Below are 12,460 nucleotides of genomic sequence, written 5' to 3'. Positions count from 1 at the left end.
CGGGTGTTGGTTATACGGAATCCGGTGCTGGATTAGGTTATACCCAGTCTGGTGTTGGTTATACTCAATCCGGTGTTGGTTATACTCAATCCGGTGTTGGTTACACTCAATCGGGTGTGGGTTATACGGAATCCGGTGCTGGATTTGGCTATACAATGTCTGGGATGGGAATGTCTGGTATTGGGATGGGCGCTTCAATGCCTCCCATACGTCCCCGGGACTTCTGGTTAGTGGCTGACGCTGAACTAATTGTCTATGGGGCGACCGAACCTAGTGCTAACTTAACTATTGGTGGACGTCCGATTAAACTGAACTCCGATGGTACATTCCGTTTACAGATGTCTTTCCAAGATGGTTTACTCGACTTCCCGATTTTCGCCGTAGCCGCCGATGGAGAACAAACCCGTTCTGTCCATCTCAAGTTTGTGCGTGAAACCCCGGAACGTCGGACTAATACGAAAGAAGAAGCGATACCCGAATGGATTCATTAATTTGAAATCAATTTGAGATCAAACTGTTAATAATATAGTTTTCAGAAATTATCCCCCCCTCGATCTGATTTGAGGGGTTTTTTATTGGTTTAAACGGACAACGGTAGAATCAATAGAGTTGAGGGAATTGAGCATTTGATTAAGTTCAATTCCTAGAATGGTATAATCTTTTAAAATTTGACGGGTAGGGGTATAGTCTTGATCGGTAGCAAATTCTTGGAGGCGAGTTACTTGTAAGGTTTGTAAGTGGGTTTGTATGGTTTGAATTGAAGGTTCAAAAGTGGGTGAGGCAGGCGGTAAAGTTCCGGTTAAAATAGAGCTAATTAGAGGTAGAAAAAATTGATTAACTTGTTCAACAAAATTCGCTAATTCGGGATGGGGTTCGGTGCCACTAAAATGCTCAAGTTGTGCGAATAAAACACTCACAGAACGACTAAATCGATGTAAATAAATTAATAGTGCCATTTTCGGTTCAATATCCGTAGCTGAGGTATTCGGATCACTACTTAACTGTTGTAAGGCTGCTTGAGCATTAAAATAGGCTAAACGGGTTTTTTGTCGTTGTTTAATAATTAGGTTTAAATCATAAGGGATTGTTCCTAAATAAACCGATAAAACCGCATTAAAGTAATCTAAAGAGGCTGCGATCGCTTTGACTAATTTAACCGATAACTGTTCTTTTTCATTGGGTCTAAATAATAAAAATGCCCCGACAAAAGCTAAGGCTGCCCCCACACAAGTCCAGAGAAAACGAATCATTGCGACTTTCCAATCTCCCCCCTGTCTACTCATTTCTGCTCCAATGGCAAATATAGAGATAAAGAATACAGCTAAACCATAATGAAAAGGAATTAAAGCAAATCCGATCACAATTGAACTTAAATTAATGGTTTGTAAAATTAATTGACTGGGAATTAGTAGCCAAAAAATCGGGGTAATTATCGCGCCTAAAATTGTTCCTAACATCCGATGAAAAAATCGTTGAAAGGTATTGCCAAAACTAGGCTGTAAGACCACTAAAATTGTAATAGTTAACCAATTTCCCTGGGGAAGTTCTGCTATACTATAAATAGCTACTCCAATTGTGGTCATGATACTTAACCGGAGTCCGTGACGAAAAAAGCTGGAGTCAAAGGTAAAATTATCTCGTAAAGAATCAAACCAAGATGGGGTTTTACTTCCTGATAATAATTCTGATTCTGCGGATAAAATTTTGTCTTTTGGGATACGATTAATTGATTGATTATTTTTGATTTGAATGACGGTGGATGCGGTAGAATCTAATTGAATAATAATGGTTTCTAAGGTAGAAATAATCTGTTCTATAACAACTAAAGCCGGATAATCTTCAGCATGATCGGCTATGGTTTTTTGTTGGAGTTGTTTTTGTTGGGCGATCGCTGTTACAATAGATTGTAAGTAACCTGTATCAACGGAAACCGATTTATTCCATAATAGTTTAACTAAATTTAGACAAAATGAAGCAATTTTTTCTAAAGCATCATTGACTAAAATACGGACGGTCACAAATTGAGGATCATCTTGATGAAGTTGGACTAATTCTGTTACCGTAACAATGGATGTAATTAAATTATCCGCATCCTGAATTAAAATAATAGCTGATTCCCCTAACCTAGTATTTCCTAATCTTAATTTTCGGTCTAATGTCCAGGCTTGACGGGCATTCTGTAGGGTTTCTCGCAGTTGAATAACGTGTTTTAATTCTTGAGATTCAGATATATTTTTAGCTTGATTAATATATTTTGCAATAGCTTGATAACACTGACTAATTGATTCTTTTAAAGGAAGATAGGGATTTAATGGCCAAATACCCAAACACAATACTATTGTCCAAGTTCCAGCTATTAGACAAATAATCACTCTTTCACTGACAATTTCCCAACCTCCAGAGGGTAAATTTAGGGTAAATAAAGTAAACAAACCAATTACTATTCCAGACAAAACTCCTGGGTGTCCATATAAACTCATATAGCCGACTAAAAATAAACTACAAAATGAAAATATGAGTTTAAGTAATAGAATATGTGAAACCAAGGTAGCCAAAGCAACAAATAAAGTGGAAACCAAAACTGTAAATAATAGAGAAATAGCCCTAGCCGAATAAAATCCCCCAGTATCACTCAACAGAAAAAATAAGCTATCCAGACCCACATAAAAACCCATATCAGAATGACCCGTTAATTTTCCCACGGCTAACGCAACAGATAGGGCAATAGTTAATCTCAAAGCCCTGGCTAATTTGAGATTTCCACTGGGTTTTAATAGAAAACTAAATTGTGGATTTAAAAATGTTTTAGTCATAAAAAATTATACTACCTATTTTCCTATTCTCATTTTTTTAAAATCGACTCATTAATGTACATTCCCAAACCAATCGAGGTTGCACATAACTTAATAAATATTGTCGGGTTTTTTCTAACTGTTTTAAGAAGGTTTGATCAATAATTCCGGTTTTTTGTTGATCTTGCCAATCACAATGTTGTAAATAATCAACTAACCAGAGTTGCGCTTCACTGTCCAAAGTTTGACTAATTTCCTTTGCTAACTCTAAAGCCAATCTTAAATTAGAGGGAGGCTTTTTGACTTTATTTAAAAATTCTACAGGAATAGTTTGTAATTGTTGCCAATGGTAAATGGCTTGTCCGGGGCTTCCTTGTGCCATAGCTAAAATTTCAGCATGGGATATAATATCATCAAAATTATGGCGTTTTAGGACTTGAATCATGCCTGCATCTGTTAAACGGTAAAAGGGGATTTTAGCACAGCGAGAAACTAAAGTTGGCAATAAAGAATCAATGCCGGGTGCTATTAAAATAATTGTAGCTTTTCCTGGTTCTTCTAAGGTTTTTAAAAGTCCATTGGCGGCGGATTCCGGCATGGATTCCGCGTGTTCAACTACTACCATTAACCGAGATGCTTCTAGGGGAGGACGACTCAAAAATTGACTAATTTCTCGAATTTGTTCAATCCGAATTTGAGGGGGGGCTTTCCGTTTGACTCCAGCTTCTGTCGCTTCTTTGGGAGAAAGTCGTTTTCCCTGATGTAAATAGGTGGGTTCTACCCATAAAATATCCGGGTGATTTTTCTGCTGAATACGAGAATGAATCTGTTTTTGATTGACAGGTTTATCGGGATTTTGGCAAAATAGAAATTCAATAAAACAGTTAACAGTTAATGTCCGACCAATACCATCAACCCCGGCAAATAAATAGGCTGGAGCAATGCGATTTTGGGCTACAACTTGGGTTAATAACTCAATGGCGGCTTGTTGTTCAATTAATTGGTCAAAAAAGGTATTCATGTTATTTTGATCACCCTAAATTGCGAATCCCCAGGCTGTTAATTTTTGAGTTAAAATTAATTGAATTGTTTCTGTGACTTGATCAAGATTTAACATCCCATTAATCGGTATAATTCGCTCTGGGTGCTCTTGAGCTAATTGTTGAAATCCCTGTTGTACACGCTGATGAAATTCCAAATTAGCTTGTTCCATCCGATCCATTTTACCTCGATTTCGAGTTCTGGCGAGTCCGATTTCCACATCAATTTCTAACCAGATGGTTAAATCACTTTCTAACCCCTGAGTGGCAATTTGATTTAACTGATGAATTAAATTGAGATCTAAACCTCGACCATAGCCTTGATAGGCGATCGTTGAATCGGTGTAGCGATCGCACAAAATAATATTTCCCTGATATAATAAAGGCTTGATAAATCCCTCAATATGTTGGGCGCGGTCGGCGGCATACATTAATAACTCTGCCCGATTTTCGATGGGTTCATCCCCCTGATATTCTAATAATAACCGTCTTAACTCCTGGCCTAATAGCGTGCCCCCAGGTTCCCGTGTGATGATCACCGGGGTATCTATCAGACCTTGTAACCAGCATTGGATACGTTGCATTTGAGTGGTTTTCCCCCCTCCTTCCACTCCTTCAAAAACAATTAATTTTCCCTGCATCTGTTAATTATCTCTTGGCATTCAAAACGTTGTATAAATATGATAAGGTCTGGAATGGATCATAAAAAAAGGATGGGAGTGTGGAAACTCAGTGTCTTCAGACCACCAGAGGAAACACGACCCAGGGGAATTTATTCCCCTAGAAATATTTAGTAATGCTATCATAAAGAAACCAACATGGTCGTGATAGTCGAGTCAATGACTAAAGCAAGTAAAACAATGGGAGTGCAGCAAATCTTGTTGTCTCCAGATCCAGAAACCCGTGCGTTGATAGAATATCTTTGTCAACAATCGGGTAAATTGTACAATACAGGGATTTATTTTGCCCGTCAAACGTTTTTTAAGACAGGTAAATTATTAACGGGAAAATTTGATTTAGCATTTGAACCATCGGTATCAAAATCTTTATTGGCACAATCAATGCCATCAACACCGATGCAGCAGACCCTAATGTCGGTAACAGAATCCTTTAAATCTTTTAAGAATTTGAGAGATTTACATAAAAAAGGTCAATTACATTTTCGACCTAAACCTCCTGGTTATTTAAAAGGTTCAAAGTTGTTCAAAGTTGCCTATCCCAATTCTGGAGGACAAAGACCAACATTGATTGATGGTCAACTTAGGTTTTCCCTGGGACTAACAGTTAAAAGATGGTTTGGGGTATCTGAATTTTTCTTGTCCATGCCATCAAATCTTGATTATTCTACTGTTAAAGAGTTTACGATTCTTCCTAAGAATGGTGCTTTTTATTTAGAAATGTCTTATGAAGTAGAGAAACAAAACCATGAATTAGATATTAATAAAGCCTTGTCTATTGATTTAGGTACTGCCGACAATTTAGCAGCTTGTGTTGATACCTTGGGAAATTCCTTTTTGATTGATGCCAGAGATTTAAAAGCTAAAAATCAACTTTGGAACAAAAAAGTATCAACTCGTAAAGAAGGTAAATCCCAAGATTATTGGGATAATTGGTTAGACTGTGTAACTCGTAAGCGCAATCACCAAATGCGTGACGGGATTAATAAAGCAGCAAAACTAATTATTAACCACTGTCTTAAATATGGTATTGGAACACTGGTAATTGGTTGGAATGAAGGTTTCAAAACTAATGCTAATCTGGGTAATTTGAACAATCAAAAGTTTGTCCAAATGCCTTTGAGTACACTAAAATCCCGTGTAAAACAACTTTGTGATGTACACGGGATTAGGTTTATTGAAACCGAGGAAGCCTATACTTCAAAAGCTAGTTTCTTAGATGGGGACTCCCTACCTAAATACGGTGAGAAACCGATGGGGTGGAAAGCATCTGGAAACAGAATTAAGCGTGGTCTTTATCGGACATCTGATGGTTTTGTTGTTAATGCTGACTTAAATGGTGCAGCTAATATTTTAAAAAAAGTATCGGGAAGATTAGGTTTGTCGCTTAATCAACTCAGTAGACGATATGCGGCAGTCGTAACGAGAATTAGATTAAACTAATTCTGTCTGCAGAATCTCAGCGTCTTCAGACCTGAGAGTGTCAATCCCTTTGAAGTTCTAATTAATTTATTGCACATCTGGAGTTCCCTATGGCCCGCTACACCGGATTTTTTGTTGTTAATGTCGGTCTCGAAGATATCCGACCGATGATGATTGATATTTTGAAATCCTGTAACCTAGAAATCACCTATCAAACACCGAGTTCTATTATTGCCAGGGAAAATATTGGTCAAGTGAGTGTGAATCAATTAGTGATTGCTGAAATAGTTTTTGATACCGCCACTGCGATGATAGACGAAACTAAAATGACTGTTTTTATTAAAAATGAATCCCTACCTTTACAAAGCCAGAATCACTGTCGAGACATTTTTGAACAAATCAGTCAATTAATTATTGATAATCGCTATTGGGTACTATTAGAAAGTATTGCTTTGTAGCAGAGACGCACCCTGGGCACGTCTCCCTTATTTACTTGATTTTGAGTAAATATTTTCCTCTACCTTTACTATCATAAGCATTAACAATCACTCGATAGGTTCCGGTTTTGGGTAAAGTGATAGTAATTTCAGCATTGGCATTGGTTTGACTGATATCATCGTGTTCTTGCAGTAATTCATTCTCAGAATTAAACAGGGCAAGATAGGGATCAAATTCAGAACTTTCTAATGAAATAGTGATTTGTTGACCTTCTTTTCCTTCAAAAGTGTATTCATCATACAAACTCTTATCCGACGCTAAAACTTGATCTCCTTCTTTGAGTTCACCTTGCTTATCTAATAATAGGGGAGCAGATGCCGGAGGGGTGAGTACCGGAGAGGGTTCTGGAGAGGGTTCTGGAGAGGGTTCTGGACTAGGTGAGGGTGTTTCCTCCACCGGAGGTTCAGGACTAGCGGAAGGTTCAGGATTAGGGGTTTCTTGGGCTAGGACTTTTTCAAGGACTAAACCCCTTAAGGGATAGGAATTAGAGACTTTGATAACGTCCAATAATGGGGTCTGAAGCACCGCGAATACACCCATTGTTGTTGTCCAGATTAACATTGATCGCATAAAAACCTCAATATGTGTGTGGGATGATTCAGTCGCTAACGGACAGTTAATAAATACTGACCTCGACCTGTTTTATCATAAGCATTGACAACCACTCGATACTGACCTGTGACGGGTAAAGTCACCCGAATTTCTGCGTTTTTATCGGATTGACTGGCATCATCATTTTCAGCTATTAATTTGCCCTTGGGATCAAATAATGCCAAATAGGAATCAAAATCTTGACTTTCTGAGCGAATTAAAATAGACTGTCCCTGTTTTCCTTCAAAGGTATATTCATCATATAAACTACCATCGGATGACAAAACAGAATCCTGATCTTCTAATACTCCTTTTTCATTTAAAATCAGTTGACCTGTTTCCGAATTGGAGGAAGATTCCGTTGCTTTCAAGCGTAAACGATAGACTCCCGCCTCTCCTGCCTCATAGGAATTAACTAATAAAAGATAAGTTCCATCCTTTGGTAAAGTGGTAGTAATTTTGGCATTTTTCTCTCCTCCCCCATCATCATCTTGAGCCAACTCCTCTCCATCTTCTGTTAACAAAATTAAATAGGAATCTATCTCATTACTATTCATTTCAATCGTTACCTGTTGACCCGCTTTCCCCTCAAAAGCATAAACATGATAAAAACTATTATCAACGGGTAAAACTTCATCTCCCTGTTTCAAAGTATCCGTCACTTCCGGGTCATTTAATTGAATTTGTTTGGCATTTTCCTTTTCAAAAGCCGGGGTTTCCGCCGTCGGGGTGCGAGATGCCCGTCCCTCTTTCACCGCTTGTAAAAATGGGGGAACCCGGTCAACGGAAATGGCAAAACCAATACCAATATTTCCCCCGCCCTGACCTCTGGTAAAAATCGCCGTATTCACCCCAATTAATTCCCCATCACTGTTCAGCAGGGGGCCCCCAGAGTTCCCTGGATTAATCGCTGCATCGGTTTGAATTAAATTACGGTTTTGGTCTAAACGACTAACAATTCCTACGGTTAAGGTATTTTGGAATTGGCCAAAGGGGTTGCCAATGGCAAAGGCCCGTTGACCGACTTTCACCGAATTGGGACTAGCGATGGGAATAGTGGGTAAGTTTTGAATATTGCGAATTTTCAGCACGGCTAAATCGAGTCCGGGTTCTCCAAAGGCGATGACCTCTGCTTCTAACTTGCGGCCATCGGCTAGGGTGACGGTGACGGTGCCTCCGCCGGATACAACATGGGCGTTGGTTAATACTAAACCGTCGGGACTAATAATGGTTCCACTGCCATTAGTTTTTTTTGTATCAATGGAAACCACGGCGGGACTGGCATTTTCATAGACTTTAATATTGATTTCTTCTTCTTTATCAGCCGCCAAAATCAGAGGAGAATCAAAACCGTAATTAGAGATTAAATCCTTAGCAGGAAGGGAGGATGGGGGGGCAGGATAAATGGTTTTTGATAGGTTTGCATTGGCAACCGGAACATGAATTAAGGCTCCAATGGTCAACAGTCCCAATGTTGTTAATCGCAAAGATAAAAAATTCATTAATCAGGTTCTATAGATATCCCACCTAAAGTTTAATCAATTGAGAGGCTCTGGTGGCATCTCCAAGGTGAAGCGGGGCGGGTCTACCGCTTCAATTTTGAATCTAATCAACACTTCAACAAAAGGAAACTAGGGTTAATTCCCGACCTTCGGTCGCAACTCAACTTCTGATTTTAACGGTTGTTGGGGGAGAATGGGTAATTACCATTCAACTAAACCTACTCAAACCTACTCAAAGGCTTAAAGTCCAGTCATTCGTGGTGAGTCAAGCACCACAGGATTAAACGGCAAACCCTTTATTCCTTTTTTTATTCCTTTTAATAATGAAAAACCCCCTCGCTAAAATTGCTTATTATTGGTATTTAGCTATCAAAATGACTAATATTGAGCAGAATTAGTTGGATTTTTGGCAACTGTATTTACTACCAAAATTCATGCGTTCATCAATTCACTCTTGCAGTAATAATTAATAAAACGAGTTTGTAGCTGTTGAACTTGACAAAATAATCCAATATGATCAATATGATCTTAGAATTACCCTTGTTTGCGCCAAACCGCTAAAGTGAATGAGCAGCCAATCTTCCATAACTTTTGATTCTACCTTAGCTTTTGTCCTTTCTCATGATTTTCGAGTCAGTTCCACCACTTTAGGAAAAAAGGAAACAGACAAATCTTTTAATGAAATTGTTGTCAATACTAATTCCATTAATTCTAATACCAATCATATCCAAGAGATCAGTACGTCTATTGCTGATGATTTAGACTCAATGCACTCCGCTTCTAATTTAATTAATAAAATTATCCAACAAATTCGTCATTTAGCTGTTAAAGGATCGATTGTCGCCTATCAATCCCAATCTACACCTCAAGGCTTCAATCAAATTAATAAAGAAATTAATCAAATGCTGAATCAAATTTTAAATATTAATCAGCAGATGAATAAGATGGCTAATCATTTTAAATTTCATGTTCACAAACTCCAAGATATTGCTCAAAATCAATCCGGTATTTCTCGCTCAGTTTCCTTGAAGTTAGAACGAGTGGAAATGGTGATGAAGGAATTAAAACACCTGATTGATAATTATAATCCTAATTTGATTATTTTAATTGTGGAACAAGCTAAGAATATTAGTCCTGAGTTGATTCAATTCTTAGATTATACTCCTGAGAAACAAATAAATTTAGACTCCAATGGTAAAGGTTTAATTGAGTTAATTGAACGAACTTTAAAACACCGGAATGATTCTCCCCCGTCTGAATCTTAATTCTATTATTCTCCCGCTAATAGCAGTTGAGCCGCTTCGATCATTTCGGTTTGAAATCCTAGTAAATCTTCCCGACTGGTTAAATAGGTTTTGAGCGCATCCAGGGGATCAATACTGCTACCAGAATCCAATTCAGGTAAACGAGGTCTGGCTAATTGGCTAACTAATTCCGGTTTAATCGTATAGCTATGGGCGGCACTCAAAAGCTGGTATAATTCTGTATTATTAATCAAATCTAATTGATCGGAACGCAGTTGATAAATTAACCGAACAACTGCATCTTGGATGTGATTTTTTTCAATCACTTTAATTAAGGTTTGGAGAGGATCATCAGATTTAGAAAGATCCACTTTAATCGTACAAAAAGATCGCACAGTTAACGGACAAAATTGCCATTTAACTTGACCTTTTTCGACTTCAATTAAAATAAATCCTTTGTCTTCTTTTTCTTCGCTAAAATCCACTCGCTCAATACTCCCTGGATAAATAACTGGGGGATCATTAGTCCGATTCAGATTTTGATGTTTATGGACATGACCTAATGCTACATACTCAAAACAAGAGCGAGTTAATAAAGACAGGGGAATATTAAATCCCTTACCAACAGCCAAAAACCTTTCCGCTCCTAAATTGGCTTTATCCGCCATCAAATGTCCTAATAAAATAGTTGGTAATTTCGGGTCTAATTGCCGAATTTCTCCTTCTAAAACGACAGTTAAACGATCAATTAAGAGTTGATTAACGGCTTCTAAAGATAATCCTTCTGTTTCGGGACGAGTTAATAAAGTTGACCGAGTTAACCAAGGTAAAGTAATAATTTGAATCGCACCGTTGCGGGTTTGAATCGTATGGGTTGCTAAACTATCCCCAACTACAAAACCGGGAACTCCTAATGTTCGATAAATCCCTAAACTGGCTCCCCCTTGTCCCTGGGAATGTTGATCATGATTTCCTACTAATAAAACCGTGGGAATTTCTGCATCCACTAACCGCCGAAATTGGGCGGCAAAGGCTTGTTTGACATAGGGGGCGGGAGTCGCATCAGGAAAGGCATCTCCGCCAAATAAGACCAAATCTACGGGTTCTGCGATCGCTCGATCAATACAACGTCCCAAGGTAGCCGTAAAGTCCTCTAGGCGAGTATTTAAGCCCGTTTCAGGATTGATTTGTCCATGGGAAAAACCACTTCCTAAATGAATATCCGAAAGATGCAATATTTTAATCATTACTAATTTTACTAAAGTTAATTAATCAGGACTTACGCATCACCGCTATCAATAGTAGGGGTAATTCATGAATTACCCCTACATATAGGGTTACATCCCCAAATTTGCGTAAGTCCTGTTAATTATAGTATAATTAGTTCCTTGGCAAACCGTAAAGAAAAGTGATGGTAATTCAAAAACGCATTCCTTTATTGGAACAAATCCTTGAGCAGTGGAAGGGAACGATAGGAAGTCAATATCAACCCTATAAAAACCATGTCTATCGGGTGGTTAATTTTTGCCTGATACTACATCAATCTACGCAGGATGATCAGGAAAAATTCGTGATTGCTGGTTGTTTTCATGATATTGGAATCTGGACAGATAATACGGTCGATTATTTGGAGCCTTCTATAGAGGTAGCCAAAAAATATTTGCAGGATAATGGCAAAGAACAGTGGTCAGATGAAATTGGGTTGATGATCGATCAACACCATAAAATCAGAAGATATCAAGATAGTAAATATCCTTTAGTTGAAGTATTTAGAAAAGCGGACTGGATTGATGTATCAATGGGGAAAAGATCATTTGATCTATCAAAAAATGATCTTCAAAAAGTCTTAGATACATTTCCCAACCTAGGATTTCATGAAAATCTACTAAATCTTGGAAAGACAGAATTATTAACCCATCGGCGGAATCCTTTACCCATGATCAAATGGTAGGGTGACAATGATTCAATTCCTTTCCTAGTATCAACTCCTTTAGCTCCTATCCCTTTGAATTTAATACAAATAATATGTTTAATAAAAAGCAATGGCCGGAACTCGTCGAATTAATCTTTATTATTGCAGCAATTATCGGTTCCTTTGGTTTGCTCACGGGACAACCAATCACCTATGCAGCAATTCCGGGTGCCTTCGCCCTAGGATTAAATTGGCTGAATCGTCAATTATTAGCCCAACAAATTCGGAAAAATAGTGCAACAAATAAAAGTTTAACTCAGCAACATCAAGCGGATTTAGATCAACTCATGGATCAGTTACAAAGAACTATCTCCACTTTAAATCTATCTTCGGGACTAGCAATTAATCCCAATCCTCAATTAGCTCAGGAATTGCAATCTTTAATGGCGGTGATTCAAAATCTTTTAGAACGTCAAAATCTATTGGAAAAGACTTTAAGTATGATGCAATCGGAGCTAGAAATTGTCGTGCAAGCTTTCCAAAAACGCCCTGAGTTAGACCAGATGAATAGTTTAACCCATGTGATTGTGGATTTACAACAATTTATTAATCAATTGCCTCAATGGGGAAATTTACAACAACATCAAATGAATGAACTGCATCAAAAGGTGGAACAATCTCTGGAAAAACTCTCAACAGAAATAGATAATATTCCGAATCAAATTGAACAGGAAGTTAAACGACAAGGTAAGTAGCTAAATCGTGCGGGAAAAGTACGAATT

Annotated in this window: 11 protein-coding genes and 1 pseudogene; 6 read left to right on the top strand and 6 right to left on the bottom strand. The window is 38.0% G+C overall.

Annotated features, from left to right (window positions below; translation table 11 throughout):
- Positions 1 to 491, top strand: a pseudogene (locus tag AC559H_RS00815) (DUF4912 domain-containing protein); the annotation flags it as partial.
- 81 nt (positions 492 to 572) lie between these two features.
- Here AC559H_RS00815 and AC559H_RS00810 read toward each other — a convergent pair.
- The 3 genes from AC559H_RS00810 to tmk are packed head-to-tail and all read right to left on the bottom strand — an operon-like array spanning position 573 to position 4,473.
- A complete protein-coding gene (locus AC559H_RS00810) occupies positions 573 to 2,813 on the bottom strand; it encodes an FUSC family protein (protein WP_026793421.1) in 2,241 nt (746 codons plus the stop codon).
- Between the two features lie 37 nt (positions 2,814 to 2,850).
- Positions 2,851 to 3,813, bottom strand: coding sequence for a DNA polymerase III subunit delta' (locus AC559H_RS00805; RefSeq protein ID WP_026787513.1), 963 nt, complete (start codon positions 3,811 to 3,813; stop codon positions 2,851 to 2,853).
- Between the two features lie 15 nt (positions 3,814 to 3,828).
- A complete protein-coding gene (gene tmk / locus AC559H_RS00800; RefSeq protein ID WP_026787514.1) occupies positions 3,829 to 4,473 on the bottom strand; it encodes a dTMP kinase in 645 nt (214 codons plus the stop codon).
- 198 nt (positions 4,474 to 4,671) lie between these two features.
- Here tmk and AC559H_RS00795 point away from each other — a divergent pair, with 198 nt between their 5' ends.
- Positions 4,672 to 5,952, top strand: coding sequence for an RNA-guided endonuclease InsQ/TnpB family protein (locus AC559H_RS00795; protein WP_199918694.1), 1,281 nt, complete (start codon positions 4,672 to 4,674; stop codon positions 5,950 to 5,952).
- A gap of 89 nt (positions 5,953 to 6,041) precedes the next feature.
- The gene (locus AC559H_RS00790; protein WP_026787515.1) at positions 6,042 to 6,389 is read left to right on the top strand and encodes a hypothetical protein; all 348 of its coding nucleotides are present in this window, start codon (positions 6,042 to 6,044) and stop codon (positions 6,387 to 6,389) included.
- A 31-nt stretch (positions 6,390 to 6,420) separates the two neighbouring features.
- On the opposite strand, the gene AC559H_RS00785 is transcribed toward AC559H_RS00790, so the two are convergent.
- Both AC559H_RS00785 and AC559H_RS00780 read right to left on the bottom strand, forming a co-directional pair.
- On the bottom strand, positions 6,421 to 6,999 hold the full coding sequence (locus tag AC559H_RS00785) for a PPC domain-containing protein (protein WP_148292185.1): 579 nt from the start codon (positions 6,997 to 6,999) through the stop codon (positions 6,421 to 6,423).
- Between the two features lie 35 nt (positions 7,000 to 7,034).
- Positions 7,035 to 8,522 carry a trypsin-like peptidase domain-containing protein gene (locus AC559H_RS00780; RefSeq protein ID WP_026787516.1) on the bottom strand — a complete coding sequence of 496 codons (1,488 nt, stop codon included), beginning with the start codon at positions 8,520 to 8,522 and terminating at the stop codon, positions 7,035 to 7,037.
- 566 nt (positions 8,523 to 9,088) lie between these two features.
- Between AC559H_RS00780 and AC559H_RS00775 the strand changes: the two genes are divergently transcribed.
- Positions 9,089 to 9,787, top strand: coding sequence for a methyl-accepting chemotaxis protein (locus tag AC559H_RS00775; RefSeq protein WP_026793420.1), 699 nt, complete (start codon positions 9,089 to 9,091; stop codon positions 9,785 to 9,787).
- Positions 9,788 to 9,792: 5 nt separating this feature from the next.
- Here the strand turns inward: AC559H_RS00775 and sbcD are convergent, their stop codons facing one another.
- Complete coding sequence (gene sbcD, locus AC559H_RS00770; protein ID WP_026787518.1) at positions 9,793 to 11,013, bottom strand: exonuclease subunit SbcD; 1,221 nt, start codon at positions 11,011 to 11,013, stop codon at positions 9,793 to 9,795.
- 164 nt (positions 11,014 to 11,177) lie between these two features.
- Between sbcD and AC559H_RS00765 the strand changes: the two genes are divergently transcribed.
- The gene (locus AC559H_RS00765) at positions 11,178 to 11,717 is read left to right on the top strand and encodes an HD domain-containing protein (protein WP_026793419.1); all 540 of its coding nucleotides are present in this window, start codon (positions 11,178 to 11,180) and stop codon (positions 11,715 to 11,717) included.
- A 74-nt stretch (positions 11,718 to 11,791) separates the two neighbouring features.
- Positions 11,792 to 12,433 carry a hypothetical protein gene (locus AC559H_RS00760; RefSeq protein ID WP_026793418.1) on the top strand — a complete coding sequence of 214 codons (642 nt, stop codon included), beginning with the start codon at positions 11,792 to 11,794 and terminating at the stop codon, positions 12,431 to 12,433.
- The last annotated feature ends 27 nt before the right edge of the window (positions 12,434 to 12,460 follow it).

The sequence above is a fragment of the Planktothrix prolifica NIVA-CYA 540 genome (assembly GCF_963864145.1).
Taxonomy (GTDB): Bacteria; Cyanobacteriota; Cyanobacteriia; order Cyanobacteriales; family Microcoleaceae; genus Planktothrix; species Planktothrix agardhii.
The sequence above is the reverse complement of the archived record's forward strand: the minus strand, read 5'-3'. Positions and strand labels throughout refer to the sequence as shown.

Coding starts and splice junctions, on each gene's coding strand:
- AC559H_RS00810 (WP_026793421.1), bottom strand. CDS start 2,813: ATGACTAAAACATTTTTAAATCCACAATTTAGTTTTCTATTAAAACCC.
- AC559H_RS00805 (WP_026787513.1), bottom strand. CDS start 3,813: ATGAATACCTTTTTTGACCAATTAATTGAACAACAAGCCGCCATTGAG.
- tmk (WP_026787514.1), bottom strand. CDS start 4,473: ATGCAGGGAAAATTAATTGTTTTTGAAGGAGTGGAAGGAGGGGGGAAA.
- AC559H_RS00795 (WP_199918694.1), top strand. CDS start 4,672: ATGACTAAAGCAAGTAAAACAATGGGAGTGCAGCAAATCTTGTTGTCT.
- AC559H_RS00790 (WP_026787515.1), top strand. CDS start 6,042: ATGGCCCGCTACACCGGATTTTTTGTTGTTAATGTCGGTCTCGAAGAT.
- AC559H_RS00785 (WP_148292185.1), bottom strand. CDS start 6,999: ATGCGATCAATGTTAATCTGGACAACAACAATGGGTGTATTCGCGGTG.
- AC559H_RS00780 (WP_026787516.1), bottom strand. CDS start 8,522: ATGAATTTTTTATCTTTGCGATTAACAACATTGGGACTGTTGACCATT.
- AC559H_RS00775 (WP_026793420.1), top strand. CDS start 9,089: ATGAGCAGCCAATCTTCCATAACTTTTGATTCTACCTTAGCTTTTGTC.
- sbcD (WP_026787518.1), bottom strand. CDS start 11,013: ATGATTAAAATATTGCATCTTTCGGATATTCATTTAGGAAGTGGTTTT.
- AC559H_RS00765 (WP_026793419.1), top strand. CDS start 11,178: ATGGTAATTCAAAAACGCATTCCTTTATTGGAACAAATCCTTGAGCAG.
- AC559H_RS00760 (WP_026793418.1), top strand. CDS start 11,792: ATGTTTAATAAAAAGCAATGGCCGGAACTCGTCGAATTAATCTTTATT.